This window comes from Dehalococcoidia bacterium (assembly GCA_035310145.1).
GTDB lineage: Bacteria > Chloroflexota > Dehalococcoidia > CAUJGQ01 > CAUJGQ01 > CALFMN01.
The window spans coordinates 60,281-85,763 of the sequence record DATGEL010000003.1; the positions used below are offsets into that span (position 1 = coordinate 60,281).

24 protein-coding genes are annotated in these 25,483 nt (G+C 70.0%); 4 read left to right on the forward strand and 20 right to left on the reverse strand.

Annotation, left to right across the window (positions count from 1 at the left end; all coding sequences use genetic code 11):
* Positions 1–129: 129 nt before the first annotated feature.
* Both VKV26_00415 and VKV26_00420 read right to left on the reverse strand, forming a co-directional pair.
* Entirely contained in the window at positions 130–855 is a 726-nt protein-coding gene (locus VKV26_00415) for a DUF5666 domain-containing protein (GenBank protein HLZ68347.1), read from the reverse strand.
* Positions 856–906: 51 nt separating this feature from the next.
* Positions 907–2,460 (reverse strand): molybdopterin-dependent oxidoreductase, encoded by a 1,554-nt coding sequence (locus VKV26_00420; GenBank protein ID HLZ68348.1) that lies wholly within the window; start codon positions 2,458–2,460, stop codon positions 907–909.
* A 312-nt stretch (positions 2,461–2,772) separates the two neighbouring features.
* On the opposite strand from VKV26_00420, the gene VKV26_00425 reads away from it, so the two are divergent.
* A complete protein-coding gene (locus VKV26_00425; GenBank protein ID HLZ68349.1) occupies positions 2,773–4,716 on the forward strand; it encodes a PAS domain-containing protein in 1,944 nt (647 codons plus the stop codon).
* 81 nt (positions 4,717–4,797) lie between these two features.
* Entirely contained in the window at positions 4,798–5,655 is an 858-nt protein-coding gene (locus VKV26_00430; protein HLZ68350.1) for an aldo/keto reductase, read from the forward strand.
* A gap of 35 nt (positions 5,656–5,690) precedes the next feature.
* On the opposite strand, the gene VKV26_00435 is transcribed toward VKV26_00430, so the two are convergent.
* Positions 5,691–6,509 (reverse strand): GNAT family N-acetyltransferase, encoded by an 819-nt coding sequence (locus VKV26_00435; protein HLZ68351.1) that lies wholly within the window; start codon positions 6,507–6,509, stop codon positions 5,691–5,693.
* Complete coding sequence (locus VKV26_00440) at positions 6,510–7,625, reverse strand: ResA-like WAxxUGC motif-containing protein (GenBank protein HLZ68352.1); 1,116 nt, start codon at positions 7,623–7,625, stop codon at positions 6,510–6,512.
* Between the two features lie 230 nt (positions 7,626–7,855).
* Here VKV26_00440 and VKV26_00445 point away from each other — a divergent pair, with 230 nt between their 5' ends.
* Positions 7,856–9,181 (forward strand): hypothetical protein, encoded by a 1,326-nt coding sequence (locus VKV26_00445; GenBank protein HLZ68353.1) that lies wholly within the window; start codon positions 7,856–7,858, stop codon positions 9,179–9,181.
* A gap of 74 nt (positions 9,182–9,255) precedes the next feature.
* On the opposite strand, the gene VKV26_00450 is transcribed toward VKV26_00445, so the two are convergent.
* A complete protein-coding gene (locus tag VKV26_00450) occupies positions 9,256–10,614 on the reverse strand; it encodes a lysylphosphatidylglycerol synthase transmembrane domain-containing protein (protein ID HLZ68354.1) in 1,359 nt (452 codons plus the stop codon).
* On the opposite strand from VKV26_00450, the gene VKV26_00455 reads away from it, so the two are divergent.
* Complete coding sequence (locus VKV26_00455; protein HLZ68355.1) at positions 10,540–11,319, forward strand: alpha/beta hydrolase; 780 nt, start codon at positions 10,540–10,542, stop codon at positions 11,317–11,319. The genes VKV26_00450 and VKV26_00455 overlap by 75 nt on opposite strands.
* 208 nt (positions 11,320–11,527) lie before the next feature.
* On the opposite strand, the gene VKV26_00460 is transcribed toward VKV26_00455, so the two are convergent.
* The 15 genes from VKV26_00460 to VKV26_00530 form a co-directional block, all read right to left on the reverse strand.
* Positions 11,528–12,073: a GNAT family protein gene (locus VKV26_00460; GenBank protein HLZ68356.1), complete on the reverse strand. Its 546-nt coding sequence runs from the start codon at positions 12,071–12,073 to the stop codon at positions 11,528–11,530.
* 89 nt (positions 12,074–12,162) lie between these two features.
* Positions 12,163–12,816: a hypothetical protein gene (locus VKV26_00465; GenBank protein HLZ68357.1), complete on the reverse strand. Its 654-nt coding sequence runs from the start codon at positions 12,814–12,816 to the stop codon at positions 12,163–12,165.
* 138 nt (positions 12,817–12,954) lie between these two features.
* Positions 12,955–14,286 (reverse strand): DEAD/DEAH box helicase, encoded by a 1,332-nt coding sequence (locus VKV26_00470; GenBank protein ID HLZ68358.1) that lies wholly within the window; start codon positions 14,284–14,286, stop codon positions 12,955–12,957.
* 187 nt (positions 14,287–14,473) lie between these two features.
* A complete protein-coding gene (locus VKV26_00475) occupies positions 14,474–15,247 on the reverse strand; it encodes an HAD family hydrolase (protein ID HLZ68359.1) in 774 nt (257 codons plus the stop codon).
* 103 nt (positions 15,248–15,350) lie between these two features.
* Positions 15,351–16,343 (reverse strand): porphobilinogen synthase, encoded by a 993-nt coding sequence (gene hemB / locus VKV26_00480; protein ID HLZ68360.1) that lies wholly within the window; start codon positions 16,341–16,343, stop codon positions 15,351–15,353.
* Positions 16,336–17,898, reverse strand: coding sequence for a uroporphyrinogen-III C-methyltransferase (gene cobA, locus VKV26_00485; protein HLZ68361.1), 1,563 nt, complete (start codon positions 17,896–17,898; stop codon positions 16,336–16,338). Before cobA ends, hemB begins: the two co-directional genes overlap by 8 nt.
* The gene (gene hemC / locus VKV26_00490) at positions 17,898–18,890 is read right to left on the reverse strand and encodes a hydroxymethylbilane synthase (protein HLZ68362.1); all 993 of its coding nucleotides are present in this window, start codon (positions 18,888–18,890) and stop codon (positions 17,898–17,900) included. The genes cobA and hemC overlap by 1 nt, the downstream gene beginning before the upstream one ends.
* A gap of 20 nt (positions 18,891–18,910) precedes the next feature.
* Positions 18,911–20,182 carry a glutamyl-tRNA reductase gene (hemA, locus tag VKV26_00495; protein ID HLZ68363.1) on the reverse strand — a complete coding sequence of 424 codons (1,272 nt, stop codon included), beginning with the start codon at positions 20,180–20,182 and terminating at the stop codon, positions 18,911–18,913.
* Positions 20,175–20,861 (reverse strand): bifunctional precorrin-2 dehydrogenase/sirohydrochlorin ferrochelatase, encoded by a 687-nt coding sequence (locus tag VKV26_00500; protein ID HLZ68364.1) that lies wholly within the window; start codon positions 20,859–20,861, stop codon positions 20,175–20,177. The genes hemA and VKV26_00500 overlap by 8 nt, the downstream gene beginning before the upstream one ends.
* Positions 20,862–20,960: 99 nt before the next feature.
* On the reverse strand, positions 20,961–21,641 hold the full coding sequence (locus VKV26_00505) for a helix-turn-helix domain-containing protein (GenBank protein HLZ68365.1): 681 nt from the start codon (positions 21,639–21,641) through the stop codon (positions 20,961–20,963).
* A 130-nt stretch (positions 21,642–21,771) separates the two neighbouring features.
* Positions 21,772–22,185 carry a phage holin family protein gene (locus tag VKV26_00510; protein ID HLZ68366.1) on the reverse strand — a complete coding sequence of 138 codons (414 nt, stop codon included), beginning with the start codon at positions 22,183–22,185 and terminating at the stop codon, positions 21,772–21,774.
* A 3-nt stretch (positions 22,186–22,188) separates the two neighbouring features.
* On the reverse strand, positions 22,189–22,662 hold the full coding sequence (ribH, locus tag VKV26_00515) for a 6,7-dimethyl-8-ribityllumazine synthase (protein ID HLZ68367.1): 474 nt from the start codon (positions 22,660–22,662) through the stop codon (positions 22,189–22,191).
* Between the two features lie 132 nt (positions 22,663–22,794).
* Entirely contained in the window at positions 22,795–24,102 is a 1,308-nt protein-coding gene (locus tag VKV26_00520; protein ID HLZ68368.1) for a bifunctional 3,4-dihydroxy-2-butanone-4-phosphate synthase/GTP cyclohydrolase II, read from the reverse strand.
* A gap of 133 nt (positions 24,103–24,235) precedes the next feature.
* Complete coding sequence (locus VKV26_00525; GenBank protein ID HLZ68369.1) at positions 24,236–24,829, reverse strand: riboflavin synthase; 594 nt, start codon at positions 24,827–24,829, stop codon at positions 24,236–24,238.
* Positions 24,830–24,918: 89 nt separating this feature from the next.
* Positions 24,919–25,483: dihydrofolate reductase family protein (locus VKV26_00530; protein HLZ68370.1), on the reverse strand; the 565-nt coding region annotated here is incomplete at its 5' end.

Below are 25,483 nucleotides of genomic sequence, written 5' to 3' on the forward strand. Positions count from 1 at the left end.
GACGGTTGCGCTGCGCTCTGGCCGGACACGGGAGGAGTAAGGGCGAGGACGCCCCGTAGCTCTCGGACAAGCGCTTCCTCGCAGGAAGGGGACAGCCGAGCGAAGCGAAGCAGGAATAGGCGCCACGCCCTACTGAATCGAGACCTGCTGGGCGACGCCGTTGCGCACCGCGGCCGTGATCATCGCACCAGTGGCGATCTCCGCCTGCGTGCCCGCGGCCAGCGTGAGGAGCTGCGCGTCGGGCGCGATGCTCACCTGTTCGCCGCCGCCGGGAAACGAGGCGTGGAAGCTGCTGCCCGCGACCCTGTCGATCGTCGCGTTGGTCATCAAGTTGCCGGCGTCCAGCGGGCTCTGCCCGAGCCGGAAGCCGCTCGGCGCGCCGGGAAAGACCACGATCATGCTCGCCAGCAGCGTATTGTCCGGCTGGCGCCGGGCGGTGATCGCCACCGTCTGACCCGTCTTCAGATCCGCCGCCGTGATCATCGCCCGCTTCGTCACGACCGTTTGCGGTGAGAGCGAGAAGCTGCCGCCGTCCTTCAGCGTGACCTTGCCCGCGTCCACGCTCTGCACGGTCCCACTCAGCCGTTCGACCGGATTGGTCGCCGGCGTGCCCAGACCGGCCGGTCCAGCGGCGGCCGTGCCGCCTGGGGCCGGACTGGGTGACACGGCGGCAGCCGCTGACGGCGGCGCGCTCGTCGCGGCCGAGTTGGCAGCCTGCGCCGCAACGACCGTTACGCCGGCTGGCGCGGGATTGTTCGCGGTATGGCTGCCGTTGTTCGAAGAGCCGCAAGCGGCCAGCGCCATGATGGCCGCGGCCGTCAGACAGGCCGGAACGATCCGGAGTACGCGTCCCATGATCCGCCCTCCGCTCAAGGCTTCCGCTTGTGCACCAATGCCGGGATCCGCTCAGCCGCCGACACGCACGCGGATCTGGTGGTAACCGGTAGCGCCGGCGGGGAACGGATCGGTGCGCCGCGCCGGCTGCTCCGTCCCCGAGCCGTCCGTGGCGCGCACGCTGAGCGTGAAGGCGCCGCTCCCCGCTGGCTGCCAGGCGTTCTGCCAGAACGTCCAGGTGTTGGGGCCGAGCGAGGGCAGGAGCCGCGCGTCCGCCCAGCTCACACCGCCGTCGCTCGAGACCTCGACGCGTGCGATGCCGCGGGCGCCGGCGAAGGCGATGCCGGCAAGTTGCACGGTTCCCGCCGCAAGCTTTGCGCCGTCTACCGGCGTGTTGATCTGCGCCATCGTCTGGATGATGCCCTGCTCATCCCAGCCCTGCTGCTGCCAGAAGCCCGGCTGCTCGGCCGCGACCAGGTCGATGCGCGTCAGCCACTTCGGGTTCTTCATGCCGTAGAGGCCGGCGGCCAAAACGCGCACCGGGTAGCCGTGCTTGTGCGGCAACGGCGCGCCGTCGAGCTGGTACGCGAGCAGCGTGGAGGGATCCTGCGCCTGCGCCAGGGGCAGGGCGGAGGTGTACTTGTCGGCGCTGCTGAAGGTGATCGCGGCGGCGCCCGGTTGCACGCCGGCCCGCTGCAGCACGTCGGCCAGACGTGCGGCAGTCCAGACGCCGTTGCTGATCAGGTCGCCGCCAGTCTCGTTGGAGATGCACTCCAGCGTGCGGTCCTGAGTGACCGCCGGCAGGGCGGTAATCTCGCCGTAACCCAGGGTCAGCGGCCGCTCGACCATGCCGCCCACGTGCAACCGCCAGCTCTTGCCGTTGGAGACCGGGTCCAGCAGGTTCTTGGAGACGATGTAGAAGCGATCGACGGGCGTCACCGGCGGCGGCAGGCCGCTGAACGCTTCATCGGCGCCGCCGGCGGAGGCATCGCCGCCCCCGGCCGCCAGCGCCGAACCGCCGCCACCGCGCGGGGGCAGCTCGGGGAGCCGGCCGATCGCGCGCCGTGTCAAGAGCACCGTGGCGAGGCCCAGCGTGCCGCCGGCCAGCAACCGTCGACGGTCGATCTGCGCGGCCGCACGCGCCTCAGGCGTCTCTGCTTCGGCTTGCCGCGTCTCCTGCGCCGGGCCAAATAGCGCGGCGAGGCTGAGCGGCAGACCAGCGAAGAGCGTGTACGTCAGCGCGTAGGCGGCCAGGCCGAGCAGCAGCACCAGCGCCACCTCGGCGCTGCCGGCGAACACGCCGCGATCCACCAGCGGCAGCAGCACGAAGCCCGTGAGCAGCCACAGCGCCGCGGCCGCCGCGGCGGGCCGGCCCCAGCGGCCGATCGCCAGCCCGGCGAGACCTCCGGCCGCCACCTCCGCCAGCAACAGCGCGGCGAAGAGCAGCGGCTTGCCGAGATAGAGAAGGCGATCCAGCAGCAGCGAGAACAGCGGCCCCGGCAGCAGCAGCACCAGGCGATCCTGCGCCAGCTCCGGCAGCGTGGGCACGCTGTCCGCCGCGCGGGCGATCAGCGAGACCACGACGAAGGCGCAGCCCGCGGCGGTGCCGTACCAGAAGTGGCGCATGATCGCTCCATACGGCGGGCGCGCCGTCGCGCCGCGCGCCCTCGGCGGCGCGTGGGCCGGCGGCCTCCGCCCTGCTTCATGGAGAGTACGGCAGCGCCGTGCCGTCAGATGTTAGCGCGCGGTAGCCGGCGGGCTGAAACCGCCCCGCTTCGCCGCAAGTGATCGAAATGGGTAGGTTCGTGGCCGGCAGCCGCGCGGATTCGCACGCCGGCGCGCCGGACCTGGTCAAGCCGGCGGTCCGATTCTGTTTCTTCAGCGTATCGCTATACTGTTGTTGCAAGATTGCCGACTGTACGGCTGGAGCGCACGGCCTTGCCCGACGAAGCCTCGGCCCTGCTCGATGCCCTGCTTGCCGCCGCGCCGGTCGGGCTTGCGCTGCTAAGCCGCGATCTGCGTTATCTCCGCATCAATCCGGCCCTCGCCGCGATCAACGGCGTCACCGTGGAAGCCTGCCTCGGACGCCGCGTGCGCGACGTGGTGCCCGCACTGGCCGACACGGTCGAGCCGGCGCTGCGCCACGTGCTGAAGACGGGCAAATCGTTGGTGAACGTCGAGGTGCGCGGCGAAACCGCGGCGAACCCCGGACGCCAACGAGAGTGGATGGTCAGCTACTTTCCGGTGCGCGACGCCTCGGGCGCGATTGTGGCGGCCGGCGCCAGCGTCAGCGAGATCACTGACCGCCGTGCCGGGGAAGATACGCTACGCCGGAGCGAGGAGCGCTTCCGCGCCCTCGTCCAACAGAGCTCGGACGTGGTGGTCGTGCTGGACGCGCAGGGTGTGATGCGCTACGTCAGCCCTTCTGTGAAGCGCATCTTCGGCTACGATGCCACCGACGTCGTGGGCCAGAGCGCCTTCGCCTTCGTGCATCCCGATGATGTACCGCGCCTCGTGCAGTCGTTCTCCGGTGTGGTGCGGGAACCCGGCGACTATCTGCCGATCGAGTTCCGTCTGCGCAACCCTGACGGCTCCTGGCGCTATGTCGAGGCCACGGCCAGCAACCTCCTGCACGATTCGAACGTTCGCGGTGTGGTGCAGAACCTACGCGACATCAGCGAGCGCAAGGCGGCCGAGCACGAACGTGAGCAACTGCTGGCGCGGGAACAGGCCGCGCGTGCCGACGCCGAGGCCGCCAACCGCGCCCGCGACGCTTTTCTCTCAACCGTCTCCCACGAGCTGCGCACACCGCTGACCCCGATCCTCGCGTACGCGCAGTTGCTCGCCCGCGGGCGCCTCGGCCCGGAGCAAACGCGCCAGGCCCTGGCGCAGATTGAGCGCAGCGCGCAGACGCAGGCGCGGCTGGTCGAGGACATTCTCGACGCCTCGCGCATCATCATGGGCAAGCTCTCACTCGCAGCCGAGCAGGTGGATCTGTGCGCCGTGGTGGAAGCGGCGGCGGCGATCGTGCGCCCATCGGCCGAAGCCCGCTCGATCGAGCTGAAGCTCGCCGTCGCGGGCTGCCCTATCTTCGCTCGGGGCGATGCAACGCGCCTGCAGCAGGTGGTCTGGAATCTGCTTGCTAACGCGATCAAATTCACGCCGCTGCGCGGCCGCGTCGAGCTTATTCTCGCCGCCGAAGGCGGCGACGCCGTGCTCTCCGTACGTGATACGGGCCAGGGCATTGCGCCTGAGTTCCTGCCGCATGTTTTCGAGCGCTTCCGGCAGGCGGACCCCGCGGCTCCGCGCCAGACCGGCCTCGGGCTTGGCCTGGCTCTGGTGCGCCAGCTCGTGCTGATGCATCACGGCAACGTGACGGCGTACAGCGCCGGCCGTGACCAGGGAGCGACGTTTACCGTGCGGCTGCCGTTGCTCGCGGCGCTGGCCGGCGCTGAGGGGAGCGATTCGGATGTCGCCGTTGCCGGCGCGGTGGAAGCGGGCCGCCTCGCCGGCGTGCCGGTGCTCGTGGTTGAGGACGACGCGCCGACCCGCGAACTGCTTTCACTGGTGCTCGCGGCTCAGGGTGCGGCGGTGTCCGCGGCCGATTCCGCCGAGGCTGCGCTTGAAGCGATAGCGCGGGTGCGACCGGCCGTACTGCTCGCCGACATCGGTTTGCCGGGGATGGATGGCTACGAACTACTGGCGGCGGTACACCGGCTCACCTCTGGACGCGCATTGCCCGCCCTGGCGCTCACGGCCTACGCGGGCGACGAGGACCGCGAACGGGCACTGGCCGCCGGCTTCACGGCGCACCTGGCCAAGCCGCTCGACCCGGACGCGCTGGTCAATGCACTCGCGGCGCTGGTGCTGACCGGCGAATGAACAGCATGGGAGCGGTCGGGCCTGCGTGTGGCGTATGCTGGGCTGCAAGACGCGCCGCAGCGTGCGCCGAGGGGGCAAGCGATGATCCCGACACTGCCGTTTGGCCGCACCGGCCACACCAGCACGCGCACGATCTTCGGCGCAGCCGCCTTTGCCCGCGTGGACCAGCCGACGGCCGACCGCAGTGTGGCGCTGCTGCTTGCGCGCGGTGTCAACCACATCGACACCGCGGCCAGTTACGGCGACTCGGAGCTGCGCCTCGGCCCGTGGCTGGCGAAGCACCGCGATCGCTTCTTCCTGGCGACGAAGACGGGCGAGCGCACCTACGCCGGCGCCCGCGACCAGATCCGCCGCTCGCTCGATCGGCTGCAGGTCAATCAGGTCGACCTGATCCAGTTGCACAACCTCGTCGACGAAGCCGAGTGGGAGACGGCGCTGGGGCCGGACGGCGCCCTCAAGGCGGCGATCGAGGCGCGCGAGGCCGGCCTGGTGCGCTTCATCGGCGTCACCGGGCACGGCGTGACGGTGGCGCGGATGCACCGCCGCAGCCTCGAACGGTTCGCCTTCGACTCGGTGCTGCTGCCGCTCAACCACCCAATGCTGCAGAACCCGCAGTACGCTGCCGACTTCGCTGCCCTGCGGGCCGTCTGCCGCGAGCGCGGCGTGGCGATGCAGACGATTAAAGCGATCACACTGGCGCCCTGGAGCGAGCGCCCGCACGGCGCTCCGACCTGGTACGAGCCGCTGCGCGAGCAACCGGACATCGATCTGGCCGTGCACTGGGTCTTCGGCCACGAAGGCGTTTTCCTCAACACCGCGGGCGACGTCTCGCTGCTGCCCAGGATCATCGACGCCGCCGAACGCTTCACCGCGGCGCCGGACGATGAGGCCATGCGTGAGCTCTCGGAGCACCGCGCCATGGCACCGCTCTTTACATAACTGCGGCAACTCGGGGCGTCTCAGTGCCCGCCGCCTCACCCTGCGCCCGGACGCAATCCGTACTGAATCAGCCGCGAGTAGGGGCGGAACCCGAGCTGCCAGTAGACGTTGAGTCCCAGCTTCGACGACTGCAGCACGCCGACGCGGTAGCCTTCGTCCCGCGCTTCCAGCAACGGCACACGCGTCACGGCCGTGCCGATGCCGCGCCGGCGCGCGGATGGCAAGGTGGCCACGTTATAGATGCCGGCTACCCCTTCCGCAAGATAGAGCGTCGAGGAGGCAACGGGTTCGCCTCGCCACAGGCCGAGGTAGTGGCGCATGAAGGAGTCCGGCCCAAAGCCCAAGCAGCGGTAGGCTACACCGATGGCGTCGCGCGCGATCACAGGCATGTCGAAGCCGCGGGCCATCACGTCTAGCCAGACGGCGAAGGCCACGGTGTCGCGCACGGGCTCGACGTCGACGCCGGCGATCGGGCGTCCGGCCGGGAGCGCGGCCAGCTCGGCCGCCATCCCCGGCTCTCCCAGCCCGCGCCACAGGCCGTGATTGCGGAGCTGCTCGCCGAGATCGTCCGGCGCCGAGGAGCTGCCGACGTGCCACGTCATCTCGATCGCCCGCCCGCGAAACGGCGCCAGCAGCTCCTGGATGCGAGCAGGCGCCGCCGCGGCAGGCAGACGCGCCCGCATCACGCCATTGAACAGTGCGTAGTCGATGTCGGTGATGAACCAGAGCGCGTCGCCCTCGTCGTGCGTTTCTCCGCCCATGCCCTCGGCGAGCAGGCCATACTGCGCCGCCTGGTTGGCGTCGATCGCCGCGGCCAGCGCCGTGTCGGAGGTGTCGCGCAGAATCGCCGCCATCTAGCGCGGCATCCCCTCCATCTCGATCTGCGGGTAGTAGCGCCGGTCGCCCAGCGCATCAACCGCGGCCCAGAACGGCGGGCCGCCGGCGAGGCCAGGCTGCTCCAACGCCCAGGCCTGGCGCTTGTACGACCAGCTTTGCGGCCGCAGGCGCTGCGCTGCGTGGAAGTGCCGCTGCGCGGCCTCGGTCTGCCCCTGCTCGTGCAGCCAGGTACCCAGGCGGAAGTGCGTTGCCGCCAGCGCTTGCTCCTCGCTGGGACCGGGCAGGCGCCGCCGCGCCTCCGCTGCCGAGAGCACATGACGGCTCGCGGCGCCCTTCGCCACCCAGTCGCGCAGGGCGTTGAGGTAGACCTCACGCCGCACCCGGTAGTCTTCGATCGCTTCCGGCGGCATCTGGAAGGTGGTGCGGTCCATAGTGCGGAAGCCGTCGCCCGCGCCGGCGGGCTCGGTGGTGCGCACGATACGGCCCTGCTCGTCGATCCAGACCGCACTCGGCACGTTGATCATGTCGTAGAGCCGCGCGACGACGTGATGCTCGTCGATCAGGCAGGGATAGGTCGGCTTCGCCTTCTCGATCCACTCGCGTGCCGCAGCCGCGCCGCCGGTATCCAGCGCCACCGAGATCGGCAGAAAGCCCTTCTCCCCCAGCTCCGCGTACAGCGCCTGCCAGACCGGCAGGTCCATGCGGCAGCCTCACCAGCTCGCCCAGGAGACGAGCAGCACCTTCTTGCCGCGGTAGTCGTTGAGCGAATGCATGCGCCCTTCGAGGTCGGGCAGGGTAAAGTCGGGCGCTTCGAGGCTCCGCAGCGCGTCGCGCCGCGCCGCGCCCGCCTCGCCAAAGGCCCAGGCGTCTGGGGTCGTCTCATGCAGCTCCGGTTGGCCCAGCAACCGCGCCAGCGCCGCCAGGTTGAACTGCCGGCCGCCGTCACGCGTAAACTCGGTCTGGCGCCCCGCCGGCAAGGGCACACAGACATCGCCGCGGCAGGCGCCTTGGGGCTTCAGCTCCCAGCCACTCACGGCCGGCAACGCGGCGACGGGCAGCCAGAGGGCATCGCCCTCGGCTCGCGCTTCCGCGCAGGTTGCTTCGCGATCTTCCCACAGTACCGTGACGGTCATCTTCCCCTCCAGCTCTGCGTAGGGCGGCGACGCACCATCATAGATCGACCAGAGCGATGCCGGCGGGGTCTGCCTGATTTCCGGTCGTTGCGTGAGCTGGCAGCGGGCGCCTCCCGGCCCGGCCGCACGAGCGGAGCGCCGCTTCAAGGATCGCGGCGCTCGGCGTACCGGCCGGCGGCCGATGCGCACGATTCGTTGCGGGCGGCGCCCATCCCCCGCATAGTGCAGTCATGCTGGCACGTCGCCCTGGCCACTCGGCGCCGCTTGCCGGCGGCGCAGCGCCCGCCGCGTTTGCGCTTCACCCGCCGCGCACGTCGACGGACATGGCGGCACAGGCGTCGGTGGCGGCGCTGTTCCAGGCGGTCACGCCGCTGCTGGTACAGATCTCGGCGCGCCGTGATCCCAGGGCGATTCTCGCGCCTGGGACGATCGTCGCCTTCGCTCACAAGCGTGATCTGGATGTGCCGGCGCTGATCGCAACCCTGCTTGGCCCTTCGGTCTGGCCGCGCTGGCTGGGGCGGGTAACCTTCGTCGGCAGCGCTGACCTCTACCTCGACGGTTTCCTTGGACTGTACTTCCCTCAGCTCGGCCCGCCGCTGCGCAGGCTGCTGTACCGGACGAATCTCGGCCCCGTGCTCCGCGCCCTGCGGATCGTGCCCGTCGGTTCAACCGGGACACAGATGGTCGCTGAATGGCTGGACATACTGCGCGCCGTCTACCCGGGCGATACGCCGTTGAGCGCGGTGCTGAGCGAGGGGGGACTGGCGCTGGTCCGTGCTGCGGGTGCCGAACCGTCGCTGAGGCTGACCGAGGCGCGTCGTTGGCGCTACGAGCGGCTGCTGACCATTCAGACCGGCAACGACCTGATCAGTACGGCTGCGATCCGCCGGCTGCGGATCGCGCAGGCATACGAGGCGCCTGCGCGACTCGCGGCCGCGATTGCGCCGTTGCGGGCCGGCGGTGCGCTTGTGATCGCACCGGAGGGGCAGCTCACGCCCGACGGCGCCCTGCAGCCGCTGCGCAGCGGCTTATACCACCTGCTGCGCGCCGCGCCCGAGGCGCGTGTGCTGCCGATCGCCACGACGTATGACCTGATGCCGGCAGGGCGGCGGCCGCGGCTGTTTCTCAACGTGGGCGCACCCAGAGCTGGTCTGGCCGAGTTGCCACGTCGAGAGGCTGAGGCGATCGTCCACGGCGAGTTCGGCCGGCTGAGCACGGTGACGCTGGCGCACCTCGTCGCCCGCATCGTGTTCGACGATCCGCGGCAACGAACGACGATCCCTGCCGCCGAACTGGCACATCGCGTGGCTTCAGCGGCGAGCCAGGCGGCGAGGGCCGGGCAGCCGGTCGATCCGGCGCTGCTTGCGCGCACGGCATTGGCGCGGCGCTTCGACGTATTCATGCGCCGGGCGCAGCGGCGGGGGCTCAACCTTGACGCAGGCGAGGTGCGGGTCGACCGCGAGCTGCTCCGCGGTCCGGTCAATGGCTGGCAGGAGAATCCCCTCGGCTACGCCTACAACGAGTCGCGCAGCTTCCGGCTCTGGCAGCGCGGCTAACAGCGTATGTCGAGACCGGCGTCCGAGAGCGCCCCGCGCGCCTCCCGCAGCGGCGGCTCATCTCTTGGTGATGCCTATGCATGGGGCTCATCGTCGTCGTGATCGATGCGGATGCGCAGCGCAAACAGCTCGCGCGGGGTGATCTGCAGGGCGGCGACGGCGAGCGGGCCAAGCAGCACGAGGGGCAGCGCGCTTAGCGCCTGCAGCGCGAGCGCGTAGGCTGCGGCAACGCTCGTACTTTGGCCGGCGGCCTGGAAGGCGCGCTGAGTGAGGAAGATGCTGCCGGTGCCACCCTGCGTGAACGGAATCGCCGCGCCGATGTTGCCGGCGCTGTCGAGGAAGAGGTAGGCGACCGGATCGGTGCGGATGCCGAGCGCCAGGCCGACCAGCGCGTTGAAGACAACCTCGGTAAACGCGATCGCGGCACTGAGCAACAACAGATCGCGCGCCTGGCGCGGGTCGCGGATCGAGCGCAGTCCGCGCAGCACCGGCTGCCGGAGGCTCTGCCCGACCCAGCGCCCCGCCGGGCCGGGAAGGGGCTGTGACAGGGCCCGTGGCCTGGTGAGCCAGAGGACGAGTGCGAAGCCGGTCGTCGTACCAAACAGCATGAACAGCGCCAGCCCGACGAAGGCCGGTCCCACCGGCAGCAGCAGAATCGTCGCCAGCAGGAACAGCGCATACACGAATCCTTCCATCAGACGCGAGATGAACTCGGCGCCGGACAGTTCAGCGCGGCCGATGCCGAAGGCACGGGCGGAGATCTGTACCATCAGCAGCTGGTCGAGCAGGAACGGCAGCACCGCCGTCGCCGAGCTGGCGACCAGCACACGCGGGAGCGCATCGCGGATGGAGACCGGGCGGATGTGCCGTACGAGCTGTTGCCAGCGCACGGCAATCAACCAGTACTGCACGGCAAACGTGGCGACGATCGGCGCGAGATAGAGCAGGTTGGCGTGACGGAAGGTACGGCCAACTTCGCCAAAATCGACGGTGTGCAGCGTCAGCCACAGCAGCGCCAGGCTGACGAGCAGCGTCGCCACGAGCTGGCTCAGGCGGGAGAAGCGGCGCACGAGCCAGCGGACGGCAGCCGGGATCAAGCCGAAGCGCCCGAGGCGCGCGGGCGGCCGCCCCCACACGACCGTGCCAGCGCCACTGCCGCCCTCCCTGCCCTCGCTTGCTGTCACGAGCATACGGCGGCGGGACGGCGAACGACGAGTTGTTCGGCCGAATCCCGATTGCCCGCGGCGCCGCCGCGCGCGGACACGTCGTATACTCCTGCTCGGGTGCGACGGCGCCCGCTGGAGGGGGAGATGACGACCGAGACCGCGGTCCAGGACTAGACGATCGAGCTGAATGGATTGCGCTTTCATTACCGCGACTGGGAGCATCCCGGCGCGACGGCGCTGGTGCTGCTGCACGGCTTCACCGGCCATGCCCGCTCCTGGGACAGCTTCGCGCGGGCGATGCAGGCGAAGTACCGCGTGCTGGCGCTCGACCAGCGCGGCCACGGCGAGAGCGGCTGGGCCACGGACTACACGGCCGAGCGCATGGTCGAGGATGTCGATGCCTTCGTGCGGGGGCTGAACCTCGGGCGCTTCGTGCTGCTGGGGCTCTCGATGGGCGGGCGCAATGCCTACCAGTACGCGGCGCTGCACCCGGAGACGCTCGAGAAGCTCGTGATCGTGGATATCGGGCCCGAGATCGCGACCAGCGGCTCCGACCGCATCCGCCAGGGCGTGCTGCAGACGGACGTGTTCGACGATCCCGAAGAGGCGATTCGCCAGGCCCGCACCGGCAACGCCCGCGCCGACGAGACGGAGCTGCGGCACCGTGTCACCCATAACCTGATGCGCACGGATGACGGGCGCTGGACCTTCCGCTACGACAAAGCGCTGCGGGCGCCCGACCGGCCGTTGCCGCGCCCCGACGCCGCGGCGATCTGGGCGCTGCTGCCGAAGATCACCTGCCCGACATTGCTTGTGCGAGGCGCGGAGAGCGACATCCTCAGCCCGGAGACGGCGCAGCGCATGCTCAAGACCATCCCGAAGCTGCGCATGGTCGAGGTGCCGAACGCGGGCCACTCGATCCCGCTGGAGAATCCGCAGGGCTTCCTCAAAGCCGTGCAGACCTTCTTGTAGGCGCCCCAGTTCGGACCCGGCATAGACGCCGCCGCATCCGTGACAACCTCTGAGCGCTCGCCCGGCGGATAGGTCAGTCCGTCCGCCGATAGCGGGCGCCGCGCCGGCCCGCGGCTTCGCGGTGCTTGCTGCTGGTCGGCGCGCGACGGTTTACGCTGTCGCCGCTCGCCGTTTTGCCGCAGTGCAAGCGGGAGGCTGAGGGGCCCCGTTACCCTTCCGCCATCGCGCCCGGCCACTCGCTGCGCAGCACGCCCATGTAGACGAGATCGACGTAGCGGCCGGCGCTCCAGACGTGCTCGCGCAACCGGCCCTCCTCCACAAAGCCGACGGACCGGTACGAGCGGATGCCGCGCTCGTTGTTGCCCCACACGCGCAGGAAGACCTTGCGCTGGTTGCGGTAGCGGAAGGCGTACTCCACCAGCGTGCGTACCGCATCGCGGCCGTAGCCGCGGCCCCAGTACGCCTTATCGCCGATCCCGATGCCCAGCTCGCAGGTGCGATCCGCCGCGTTCCAGTTGAACAGGCCGCAGGCGCCGATCAGCTTGCCTTCCGTTTCGATCGCGAAGTTCGCGTCGTCGCGTCCGCCCTTCGCTGCCTCCCGGTCGAAGTCGGCCTGCAGCCGCGCCAGCGGCTGCGGCATCGGCGGGTCGCCGCCGCCGGCGACCTCGGTCTCCAGATCGTTGTTCCACGCCCACTGGGCGGGCAGATCCTCCCGCTCCAGGCTGCGCAACACCACCTTTTCGCCTCGCAGCATCGTCCCTCCGTTCGCTGATCGCCGTGATCCGGTACAGAAACGCCAGCTGCGGGGGCAGATCGGCCAGCGCCGCCTGCCCCCGCACCCTGTTAGCCCTCAAACGCCTGGTACGCCGTCACCACGCCGGGCAGCAGCTCCGTCCTGAGTCGCTGAGGATCTGCCGGCATGGACGGGCCGGCCACGTCGACCACCACGGCTTCCCCGTCGCGATGACCCGAGAAGAAAACGGTGTTTCCCACGGCGGCGTGGCCGCGCACGGCGGCCGGCAACTTCGCCCACAGGGTATCGGTGGCCGGCGCCTCCGCTGTGTTGTGGGTGACACACCGCTCGACGAGTACCCGCTCCTCCTCGACCCGCCGGACCGTCCCATGCCACCAGCGCCAGACGATCGCCGGGGGCAATTCCTCAAGGTCGACGGCCACGAGGTCGCCGGACCGCACCTTGATGCGGTTCAGCACCTGCACACCGTACTTGGTCTCGATCGCGCCGCGCCCGTCCGCAAGAACGACGCGGCAGCCGGACGGCTCGCAGGATGTCGCGATGGCTAGTTCAAGTTGCATTCGTTTGCTCTCCAACCCGAAGGCGAAACTGCGCCCCCGGAACGCCGGCCGCGCGGCCGGCACACTGCCGTTGCGGTTGAGCAGAGGCGGATCGGGTTTGCATAGGCAACACCATGCGGGCGCGGAGTGCAGCCGGATGCGAGGCCGTTCGCGGACAAGAAGAAAGCCGCGAACGTCATCCACGTTCGCGGCCGTGCGTGAGGCGGTCTGCCGGCTTAGCGGCGTCGCTCACGTCGGTGGGAGCGCGGACGGTCGATCTGGCGCACAAGCGCACCCCCTTTCGTGAATCTTCCCGCAGTATACGCCCAAAGGCCGCGGCTGTCAGCCCGCTGTCTGCGGCGCCCGCTGCCCTCGCCTTCCTCGTCGCCTGCGCGGCCGTGGTGAGGCTGCGGCAGCGGCTGCCACCCCGTGATTGACGGGCCCCGGCTCCGGCCCAAGGGAGACCGTGTTCCCCGCGATGGCTGAAGCGGCGCGCGGACGGCGCGAACGGCGGGCATGATCAGAGGCGGCAACCGCGGCTTCGTTGTGCGCCAAGGCGTGGCGTTCGCGCCAGGGAACGCGCGTCGGCTTCTGCGGCAGCTCGCGCAGCAACGTCCGCCACTGCGGCTCGTCCTCGGGAGTGAGCAACGTAATCGCTTCGCCGGCGCGGTCCATGCGGCCGGTGCGCCCCACGCGGTGGGTGAGCAGGGCTGCCGTCTCCGGCAGCTCGAAATTGATCACGCGGGCCACGTGGTCCACATCCAGACCGCGGGCCGCGACGTTGGTGGCAATCAGAATCGGCGTCGCGCCGCTGCGGAAGTCGGCCATCACGCGGTCGCGCGCGTTCTGGCTCAGGTTGCCCTGCAAGGCCGCGACCGGATATCCGAGGGCGGCCAGTTGCTTCGCTAATCGCTTGACGCCGTGCTTGGTGCGGCCGAAGACGAGGGTGGCGCCCTCATTGCCTGCGTCCAGCAGGGCGCGCAGGGCCTCGGGTTTGCCGCCGGCGGGCACGTCGTAGACCGCGTGCGGCACGTGGGCGGCGGGCTGCTCAGACGCGCTTAGGCGCACCACTTGAGGCTGCCGTTGATGGCGGGCAGCCACGGTCTCTACCCAGGCCGGTATCGTCGCCGAGAAGAGCGCGGTCTGCCGCTCGCTGCTGGTCGCGGCGATGATGCGCTCGACGTCCGGCGCGAAGCCGCGATCGAGCATCTCGTCGGCCTCGTCCAGCACGAGCAGGCGCAGCCCGCCCAGCCGCAGGTTGCCCTGGCGGATGTGGTCGAGCACGCGGCCCGGCGTGCCGACGATAATCTGCGCCCCGTGCCGCAGGGCTTGCTGCTGCGGCCCGGCAGAAACGCCACCGACGAGCAAGAGGAGCTCGACGCGCCGGCTGCCCGCCAGCACGCGCAGCACGTCGCGGATCTGCGTCGCAAGCTCGCGTGTCGGCGCCAGAACCAGCGCCTGGCAGTCACGCCGCCGTTCGTCGATGCGCTCGACCAGCGGGAGGGCGAAGGCGAGCGTCTTGCCGGAACCGGTGCGGGCCTGGCCGATCAGATCGCGGCCGGCGAACATGACGGGCAGTGCGGCGGATTGGATGGGTGTGGGAATGCCGATGTCCATGGCAGCGAGCGCCGCGCGTGTGGCGGGTCGCAGCGGGAATCCGTTGAAGTCAGTCACAAGAATCCTTGCCGGGCGTCCCCGCGGAGATCGGCCACCCGGTGACAAAGTGCACAGAAAACGGCGCCGGGAAGAAGCCGGCGCCGCATCCACTGAACCATAGTATATCACGGCGGTTGCAATTGGTGGGGCAGCGCCGCGATCGTTGCGCTGGCAGGCGCGCCTGCGCCGTGCAGCGGACGCGCCGTCACGACGCGGCCGGGACCAGCAGCGGCAGCAGGCCGCGCAGATCGGTGATTTCTGCGTCCGGCGCAGGTACCTTGTCGGGAAGCCTGGCAGCGAAGCGATTGAGCCAGGCCACGGGCAGCCCCGCGTTGTGCGCGCCGAGCACATCGGCCACCGGGCTGTCGCCCACGTACAGCACCTCGGCCGGCTGCAAGCCGAGCAGGTCGGCGGTGTCGTGAAAGATCTTCGCCCGCGGCTTGTACGAGCGTGCCGACTCGGAGGAGACGACCAGCTCGAAACGCAGATCGGCCTTGCCCAGGCTGGCTCGCAGCCAGGCGTCGTCGGCGTTGCTCAACACGCAGAGGCGGTAGCGCGGCCGCAGGGCCTCGATCACCTCGCGCGTTTCGACGTACGGCGGCGCCTGGCCGAGGTGTTCCACGAGCAAGTCGTGGGCGCCGCGGGCATCGCCGCTGCATTCGAGCGAGGCCAGCGCCCGCGTGAACATCTCCGCCCAGATCTCGGTGTAGGTGCCGAAGCGTGGCTCCGGGCCGGCCGTTGGCTGCTCGGGATCGCGGCCGCGGTCGCGCCAGACCTCCTTACCCGCCTCAAGCCAGTGGTCGAACAGGGTCTTGCCCTCGATCTGCAGTTCGTTGTGCAGGGCGACCACGCCCATCAGGTCGATGAAATGGGCGTCGCCGAAGTCGATCAGCGTGCCGTAGCAGTCGAAGGCGACGGCGCGAATGCGCGAGAAGTCGGGTGCTGCGCCGCTCTCTGCGACGGCGGCGTCTTCTGCCATGCAGTCCTCCGGGCACACGTTGGGCCACTGCCCCCGAACGGCTGCTGCATGGAGGCTTGAGGTGCGGCCGGCGATGCTCGTGCGCTGGGGCTATTGTCGCCAATCAGCCGCCGCGCAGCCAGCGCGCGGCGTCCCTGGCGTGGTAGGTGATGATCATGTCGGCGCCGGCCCGCTTGATTCCCGTGAGCGCTTCAAGCACCACGCGGCGTTCGTCCAGCCAGCCGTTCGCCGCCGCCGCTTTGACCATTGCGTACTCGCCGCTCACGTTGTAGGCGGCGAAGGGCAGGTCGAAGCGGTCGCGGGCGCGGGCCAGCACGTCCAGGTACGGCAGCGCCGGCTTTACCATCACGATGTCCGCGCCCTCCGCGATGTCCGCCTCGATCTCGCGCAGCGCCTCACGGCCGTTCGCCGGGTCCATCTGGTAGCCGCGACGGTCACCGAAGGCGGGCGTCGATTCGGCGGCCTCGCGAAAGGGGCCGTAGAAGGCGGAGGCGAACTTGGCGGCGTAGGCCATGATCGGCACGTGGCTGAGGCCGTGGCGATCCAGCGACTCGCGGATCGCCGCCACGCGCCCGTCCATCATGTCGGATGGCGCCACGATGTCCGCGCCGGCCTGTGCCTGGGCCAGCGCCGATCGCGCGATCAGCTCCAGCGAGGCGTCGTTGTCCACCTGGTCGCCGTCGAGCAGGCCGCAGTGGCCGTGGCTGGTGTACTCGCAGAGGCAGACATCGGTGATCACCAGCAGATCCGGCGCCTCGCGCTTGAGCAGCGCCGTCGCCTGCTGCACGATCCCGTCCTCGGCGTAGGCTTCGGAGCCGCGCTCGTCCTTCGCCGCCGGCAGGCCGAAGAGCAACACCGCGGGCACGCCCAGTCGCTGAAGCTCGCCCGCCTCCGCCGGCAGCCGGTCGAGCGAAAGGTGAAACTGCCCAGGCATGGACGAGATCTCGGCCTTGACATCGCGGCCATGCACCACGAACAACGGGTAGATGAAGTCCCCCGGCGAAAGCGCCGTTTCGCGCACGAGCCCGCGCAGCGGCTCGCCGCGGCGCAGGCGGCGGAAGCGGGTGAACGATGCGCGCGTTGCGACTTCAAGCATGACCATGCTCCTCTATCGCCGCCGGTCCGACGAGAAACGCCTCCAGCGCCGTGACCAGGCCGGGAATACTAAACGTCTCGGCCACCACGTCCACGCGCAGCCCCAGCCGCCGCGCCGTGTTCGCCGTGACGGGTCCGATGCAGGCGATGACTGCCCCGCGTAGCGGCGCTGGGTCGCCGCCGAGCATGCCGAGCAGGTGCGTGACGGTCGACGAGCTGGCGAGCGTGACGACGTCGACCTCGCCCGCGCGCACCCGCGCAAGGGCCGACTCGTCCGGCGTGGCGGGCACGCGCGAGACGTAGAGCGGTACCTCTTCGACTTCGGCGCCGAGCCGGCGCAGGCCGGCGACCAGCTCCGGCCGCGCGTTCTCCGCACGCGGCACGAGCACGCGGCGGCGACGAAGATCGGACGGCTGCATCGCGGCGATGATGCCTTCGGCCACGTACTCCTCCGGCACCAGGTCGGCGAGGATGCCGCGCTCGGCCAGCGCCTGCGCCGTGCCGGGGCCGATCGCGCAGACCGACGCGTCGCGAAAGCTGCGGGCGTCGCGGCCGTGCTCGCGCAGGTGGCGGAAGAAGAGTTCGACGCCGTTGGCGCTGGTGAACACGACCCAGCCGTAGTCGCCGCCGTTCAGCGCGCCGCCGATGCGGCGCATCAACGCCGGGGAAACGGTTTCCACGATCTCCAGCGCCGGCAGCTCGATTACCTCCGCGCCGCGCTCTTCCAGCAGCCGGCGCAGGCCGCTCGCCTGCTGCCGTGTGCGTGTCACGAGCACGCGCCGGCCCCAGAGCGGGCGCGTCTCCCACCACTGCAGGCGCTCGCGCAGCCGCACGGCCTCGCCGATTACGACGATCGCCGGCGAGCCGATGCCGGCCGCGGCGGCGGCACGGGGCAGCTCGGCCAGCGTGGAAACAAGGCAGCGCTGCCGGGGCGTGGTGGCCCACTCAATCAGCGCGGCGGGCGTCTCGGGAGCGCGGCCGCCGGCGAGCACCTGGGCGCAGATCGGCTCCAGATTGCCTACGCCCATCAGCACGACCAGCGTGTCCGCCGCCGTAGTGAGCTTTCGCCAATCGACCTGCCCCTTCGCCTTCTCCGGGTCTTCGTGACCCGTGACGACGGCGAACGAGGCCGCCGCGCCGCGGTGCGTAACCGGGATGCCCGCGTAGGCCGGCCCGGCGATGGCCGAGGAGACGCCGGGAACGATCTCGAAGGGAAGCCTGGCCTCGGCCAGCGCTTCGGCCTCTTCGCCGCCGCGGCCGAAGACGAAGGGGTCGCCGCCCTTGAGCCGCACGACGCGTTTTCCAGCCCGCGCCAGCCGCACCAGCTCGGCGTTGATCTCGGCCTGTGTGAGCGCATGACGGCCGGGCGCCTTGCCCACGAAGATCAGGTCCGCGTCCGAGCGGGCGTGTTCCAGCAGCCGCTCGCCGGCCAGCCGGTCGTAGAGCACGACGTCGGCGGCAGCCAGCACCTCGGCGCCGCGCAAGGTGAGCAGCCCCGGATCGCCCGGCCCCCCGCCGACCAGCCAAACTTTGCCGGCGCCGTCAACCCCGGACATCAGGTGCTCCGCGCCAACAGCCCCAGCGCGCCGCGCTCGATCAGCGCCCCGGCCACGGCCACGCCCAGCGCTTCTGGTTCGTTTGCCACACCGGTCCGCGTTTCGCGCAGGGCGACTCCATCGTCCCCCGCGATGAGGGCGCGGAGCAAGAGCGAAGCGCCGCCGTGCGTGCAGTACGCCGCGGCGGGCGTCGTGCAACCGGCGCCCAGCCGGGCGAGGAACGCCCGCTCTGCACGGACACAGCGGTGGGTGTCCGCGTCGTCGATCGAGGCGAAGAGCGCGGCGGTGCGCTGATCGCCCTCGCGTGCCTCGACGGCGAGCGCACCTTGCCCCACGGCGGGCAGCAGCTCATCGGGCGCGAAGATCTGCGCGGCCTCGTGCAAACGGCCCAGGCGCTCAAGCCCCGCAACGGCGAGCACCACGGCATCGAGCGACCCGTCGCGCACCCTGCCGATGCGCGTCCCGACGTTGCCACGCACTTCCACCGGCACGATGTCCGGCCGCAGCGCCAGCAGCTCGGCGCGCCGCCGGCGGCTGCCGGTGCCGATGTGAGCGCCGGCCGGCAGTTGCGCGAGCGTGGCGCCGTGGCGCGAGACCAGCGCGTCGCGCGCGTCCGCGCGGGCGCCGACCGCGACGATTGCGAGACCCTCCGGCAGCGTGCTGGGCACGTCTTTCAAGCTGTGCACGGCGAAGTCGATGCGGCCGTCGAGCAGCGCGGCTTCGAGCTCCTTGACAAAGACGCCCTTGCCGCCCAGCAGCGAAAGCGGTGTGCTGCGGTCGCGATCGCCCTGCGTGCGAATTGGCACCGACTTGACGCGGACATGCGGATGCGCCGCGCGCAGCTGGTTGACGATCAGCTCGGTCTGCCGCAGCGCCAGGGCGCTGCCACGCGTGCCGGCGCGCAGAGCTTGACGCGGCCGCTCCTTCACGAGCCGGCACGCTTCGGTGGCTGGAGGCGCGTCGGAGAGCGCCGGCGCGGGCGCATCTCCCATTCCCACGAACGCTCCATCGCCTACCGCCCGTCCTCGGCCGGTCCTGCCACGGGCAAATCGAAGAGGTCGTGCACGAGCGCCGCATAGCGTTCGCCGGTGCCTGGCTGCTTCAGTTTGCTAATCGGCGCGTGCAGCAACTTGCTCACGATCGCCGCGCTCAAGGCTTCGATGCGGGCACGCTCGCGCGGCGTCAGGTCCGGCAGCCGGCCGAAGGTGCGGGCCAGCTCCGTGCGGCGGATCGCCTCCGCACGGTCGTGCAGGGCGCTGATCGTCGGCACCACCTGCAACGTCTCCCACCAGGCGACGAGGCCCGTCACCTCGGCCTCGACGATCGCCTCGGCGGCGGTGATGGCGCCGGCCGCACCGACGCCACCGTCCTCGCCGTCGCCCAGGCGGTCCAGGTCCAGGAGGGTGACGCCTGGTTCGGCCGCGCAGGCCGGATCCACGTCGCGCGGCACGGCAATATCGATCAGCAACAGCGGTCTTGCGCTCCGGCCGTGCACCGGCTTCAAGAGTTCGGGCGTGACCTGGTACGACGGCGCCGCGCTGGCACAGATGACGGCATCGACCTGGGCCAGGACCACGGCCAAGCCCTCAATGGCCATTGCTTCGGCGCCGAGCGGCGCGGCGAGCGCGGCCGCGTGCGCCAGCGTGCGGTTGACGACGATCAGGCGGCCGACGCCGCAGCCGGCCAGGCTGCGCGCCGTGAGCTTGCCCGCCTCGCCCGCGCCCAGTACCAGCAGCCTGCGCCCGGCCAGGTCGCCCAGGCGTTCACGCACCGCCTCGACCGCCGCGGCGCTCACCGAACGGGCGTGGCGGCTCAGTGTCGTTTCCGTGCGCACGCGCCGGCCGGTGGCGATGGCGAGATGGAACAGGCGCGAAAGCACATGGTCGGCAGCATGTGCCTCGACGGCCGCGGTGAAGGCGCCGCGCACCTGGCCGAGAATCTGGTCTTCGCCCAGGATCAGCGAGTCGAGGCCCGCGGCGACGCGCAGCAGATGGCGGGCCGCCGCACGGCCACGCAGTTCGTAGATCGCTTCCGGCGGCGCCATGTGCGGATGCAGCCCAACAAGGGCGAGCGCCGGCGAACCAGCGGCGCCGCCCGCGCTGTCCGCACTCAGGTAAATCTCGGTGCGGTTGCAGGTGGAGAGCAGCACGGCCGCGCCGTACCGCTCGCGCAGCCTCTCGAGGGCGGCAGGCAGGTTGCCGGCGTCAACGGCAAAGCGTTCGCGCACGGCCAACGGCGCGGTGTGATGTGAGATGCCGGCAACGGCGATCATCGGCTCACCCACCCGCTGTCGCCGGCAGCGGCACATCCCCGGTGCGCGGCGCGCCGATGGGTTCGGCGAGCAGCCCGAGCCCGCGCAACAGGTAGGCTTTCGCTTGCCCGTAACGACGCTGCGCCAGCAAGACGCGCAGTTGACCGTCAATCGCCCGCTGCCAGGTGTCGGCGTCGACATGGACGTGTTGCTGCCGCAGCTCGCCCCGCACCTCAGCCAGCAGTTCGGCCAGCGGCTCAAAATCGTCGGTGAGGTAGGCGCCTAGCTCTTCGCGCAGGCGACGAGCGAGCGCCGGGCTGGCGCCGCCCGTGGAGGCAGCCACGACGATCTGTCCTTTGCGAATCACCGAGGGAAGGATGAAATCGCAGTTGGGCACGTCGTCGGCGCTGTTGACCCAGATGCGCGCCGCGCGCGCCTCCGCGGCGACCGCTCCGTTCACCACACCATCGTCGGTGGCGACCATGACCAGATCGAAGCCGGCAAGATCGCCGGCGTGGTAGTCGCGGCCGATGTACGTGAACGCACCGTCATCGAGCAGCACGCGCAGTTCGGCGTGCAGATCGGGCGCGACGAGCGTCACCGCGGCGTCGGCAGCGAGCAGACCGCGCACCTTCTGCAGCGCGACGTTGCCCCCGCCCACGACGAGCACGCGCCGCGCCGCCAATTCCAGAAAGACCGGATAGTAGCCCACGGAGAGTCACCCCTTCTAAGCACGCCATACCCGGTGGCTGCCGACCGATGGTATCTGCACCTCCCGCCGCCGGCTGGGAGCGCGGCGTCGGGGCCGGATTCATACGCCATGCCGGGGTGCGGGCGCGGCGTACGCTTCGGTAATCGCCAGCAAGACCTCGTCCGCGAGGTCGGAGATATGCTCCAGGCCATCTACCGTTTCATCGGTGGAGAGGCCGTTGCGCAGCGCCAGTTGACGCGCGGTCTCGTCCAGCGATCGGCGGAAGAACATGAAGGCGGCCAGCGCGTCGCGCAGCGGCGTGCCGGCCATGCCCAGCTCGCGGCCGTACTCGCGGCCGATCGCTCGCGCCTCTTCCAGGAGCTTCAGCCGCCGCGTGCGCCGCGTGAAATAGTCGCTGATCAGGCTTACCAGGCGGCGGCCAAGCAGGCGCAGCCGCAGGCGTTCCTCGTCGCTGAGCTGCTGGTACCAGGTCGCGTCGGACTGTCGCGGGCGTTGCAGGCGCCGCCGGATGCGCGTCAGCGCCAGGTCGGCGAGGTTCGCCCGTTCCGGGTCGCCCGCGGCGGGGCCGCTGGTCGTGAGCGAAAGCAGATCGGACTCGGAGAAGCGGCGGTGGCCGCCGGGCGTGCGAAACGTGCGCACCTGCCCAGCATCGGCCCAGCGCCGCAGCGTGCTCTCGTTCACGCCGAGCACGCGGCAGGCCTGGGCCAGCGTGATCCAGCCACTGCCCGCCGCGGCAGGCCGCAGGTCATGCGACGCTGAAACCTGTGCAATTCTCGTCAAAGCTGCACCGGCTCCTCTGCGCTATGCAGAAAATGCTAGGAGTGACGCGAGGATGTGTCAATGTGCCAAACATCACAAAGACCAAGGCGGCGGCAGAATCGCACAGATTCAGGGGGCTTGGCGGCGCGATTCAGCGCCGCCGCGCCGGGTCGGTCAGCACCATCGCCACCAGCCAGCTCACGATGCCGATCACGATCGCGCCCAGCAGGGCGTTGCCGAAGCCGTCGACGCGGAAGCCAATGTCCGCTTGCTGGGCGATCCAGGAGGTCAGCGCCAGCATGACCGCGTTCACCACAATGGCAAACAGGCCGAGCGTCAGCAGATACAGCGGGCAGGTGAGAAACTGCACGACCGGCTTGATCAAGGCGTTCACCAGCCCGAAGAGGGCCGCGGCGAACAGCACACCCTTCCAGTCGCTGACCTTGATGCCGGGCAGCACCCAACTGGCGATGAGAATCGCGATGGCGTTGATCACGAAGCGCGCCAGGGCGCGCGTCAAATCGATGCCGAAGAGGGTAGGGCCGGCAGGCTGTGCGCGTCGCACGACTTACTCGCAGCGCAGTGAGCGGAAGAGATTCGCCATCTCGATCGCGCTCATCGCGGCGTCGTAGCCCTTGTTGCCTTGCTTGAGGCCGGCGCGGTCGAAGGCTTGCTCGACGTTATCGGTGGTGAGGATGGCAAAGATCACCGGCACGCCGGTATCGAGGCCGGCGCGCAGCACGCCGGAAGCGGCCTGCGCGGAGACGTACTCGAAGTGCGGCGTGCTGCCCCGGATGACGGCGCCCAGGCAGATGATCGCGTCATAGCGGCCGCCGGCGGCGAGCAGCTTGGCCGCGCCCGGCGCCTCGAAGCTGCCGGGCACCCAGGCGATATCGATGCGCTCCGGATCGACGCCATGGCGCTCGAGGCCCGCGCGGGCGCCGGCGAGCAAGCGCTCCGTCACCATTTCATTAAAGCGCCCGGCGACAATTGCGATCGAGAGGCCCGTGCCGTCCAACCGGCCGGCGAAGGTCTTGCCCACGTCGTGACCCCCACCCCAGACCCTCCTCCGCTGCCTGACGCGGTGAGGGAGGGGTGATTCAGTGTAACAGGAACACGGCGGATCGATGCGAGACTGCCCGTCGCGGAGCGGCGTCTGGGCGGTGGGAGGGCGCTAATCCGGTTCGGTCGTTTTGCCGCGCGGTTTTGCCTTCGGCTTGCCGGCTGCCGGCGTGCTGCCATTGGGCGAGTATCCGTTGCTCGGCGGCAGGTCGTGGCCGAAGTATGTACGCTTGGTCTCGTAGTAGCGTTCGTTATGCGGGTTCGGCGGCACGAGCAGCGGCACACGCTCGACGATCTCCAGCCCGTACGCCTCCAGCCCGGCGCGCTTGGCGGGCGAGTTCGTCATCAGCCGCATGCGCCGCACGCCGAGGTCGCGGAGAATCTGCATGCCGATGCCGTAGTCGCGCCGGTCGGCCGGGAAGCCGAGCGCCAGGTTCGCCTCGACCGTGTCCATGCCCTGGTCCTGCAGGGCGTAGGCGCGCAGCTTGTTGTGCAGGCCGATGCCGCGCCCCTCCTGCCGCATGTAGAGCACCAGGCCGCGCCCTTCCACGCCGATCCGTTGCAGCGCCAGGCGCAACTGCTCGCCGCAGTCGCAGCGCAGGCTGCCGAACACGTCGCCGGTTGCGCACTGGTCGTGCACGCGCACCAGCAGCGGCTCTGGCGCAGTCAGGTCGCCCATCGCCAGGGCAATGTGCTCGTTGTCATCGACGATGCTCTTGTAGCCGTAGATGCGAAAGTCACCGAACTCGGTCGGAAGCTGCGCCTGGGTGACGCAGGTGACGAGCTGTTCCTTGGCGAGGCGGTAGCTGATCAGGTCTTTAATCGTGATCACCTTCAGACCGTGGCGCCGGGCGAAGCGGCGGATGTCCGGCAGCCGTGCCATGTCGAGGCCCTTGGTGATCTCGCAGAGCACCGCCGCCGGATAGAGCCCGGCGAGGCGCGCCAGATCGACCGTCGCCTCGGTGTGGCCGGCGCGGACGAGCACGCCGCCCTCGCGCGCCCGCAGGGGAAACATGTGCCCCGGATAAACCAGATCGGAGGGCCGGCTGCGCGGATCGATCAGCACGCGCACGGTGTGGGCGCGGTCGTGCGCCGAGATGCCGGTGCTGACGCCGTAGCGCGCCTCGACCGACATGGTGAAGGGCGTGCCGTGCTGCGAGGTGTTTTCGCCGGGCAGCATCGGGATCTTCAGCTCGTCGATGCGCTCGGCGGTCATCGGCGAGCAGATCAGGCCGCGGCCGTGCTGCGCCATGAAGGCGATCGCATCCGGCGTGACGAATTCGGCCGCCATCGTGAGGTCGCCCTCGTTCTCGCGGTCCTCGTCGTCCACGATGATCACGAAGCGGCCGGCGCGATACTCGTCGATCGCCTCTTCGATCGTCGCCAATCCGGTTTGCCTGACCTTTGTTGCTGCCGCCACAGCGTTCCTCGTTTAACTCCGGCTGGGATCCCGCCCGCGGGTATCCGGCCGATTCACAGACGGTTTCAAAGCCGGCAGGCGGCCCCACGCCTGCGGCCGCCGCACCAGCCGACGGCCGGGCGAGAAACCGTGCCTATGCCGCGCTGCCTGCACGGCCCGCGACGATCTGTTCGACATACTTCGCTAAAATATCCGTCTCCAAGTTTACGCGATCGCCGGGCCGCCTGCGGCCGAGCGTCGTCCATTGTTGCGTGAGCGGGATGATTGTTACGCTGAACCCCGCCTGATCCCGATCTACCACGGTGAGGCTGGCGCCGTCGATGGCAATAAAGCCCTTCGCCACGATGTAGCGCATCAGCTCGGGCGGCGCTGCGAAGCGAATCATCAGCGCCGGGCCATCCGGCGTCACCGCTTCCACCGTACTGGTGCCCTCGACGTGGCCCTGCACGAAGTGGCCGCCCATGCGGTCGTTGGGCCGCAGCGCCCGTTCAAGATTCACCGGGTCGCCCGGCGCAAGCTCACCCAGGTTCGTGCGGCGTTGCGTCTCCGGCACGGTGTCCACGCTGAAGACGCCGTCGTGCATTGCGGTCACGGTGAGGCAGACGCCGTTGATGCAGATGCTGTCGCCGACGTGTGCGTCGGCGAGCACCTTGTCAGCCCGCACGCTCAGCCCGTCTTCGCGGATCGCCTCAATCGTACCCAGCTCTTCGATAATGCCCGTAAACATTGCTGCCTTCTTGAAGCTGACGAGTGAGCAACACGCAGCGGCCGGTCGTGGCTCCAACGCCAGAACCGATTTTTTCTTTTCCCTGTTCCCTATTCCCTCTTTCCGGTTCCCTCGTCCGGAATCTGCCAGTCGTCGGGCGTGCGGCCGGGCACGTAGCCCTGCACGATGATGTCAACGCCGATCTGCTGCACCTCGACTTCGACCAGGCGCGTGGCGTGCGCCATCTGCTCCACGCCTTCGCCTTCAACGGCCGTGGGCGCGTCTTCGCCGCCGATAATGATCGGCGCGATGATCGCCTGCACGCGGTCCACCAGGTCGAGGTCGAACATCGAGCCGAGCACGCGCCCGCCGCCCTCGACCAGCAGCGTGAGAATGCCGCGCTGTCCCAGCGCCGGCAGCAGCTCTTCGAGATCGACGTGGCCGAGCCGCTGCGGCAGCACCAGCACCTCGGCGCCTTCATTCTCCATCACGTGGCGCCAGTTCTCGCCGGACTTATCGGTGGTGGCGATCAGCACATGGCCCGGCGCGGAAAGGATATGCGCCTGCTCCGGGATGCGGCCGTTGGAGTCCACGATCACACGCAGCGGCTGGCGGATGCCCTCGGCCGAGCCACCCGGCCGAGCGGTCATCTGCGGATCGTCGATCAGCACCGTG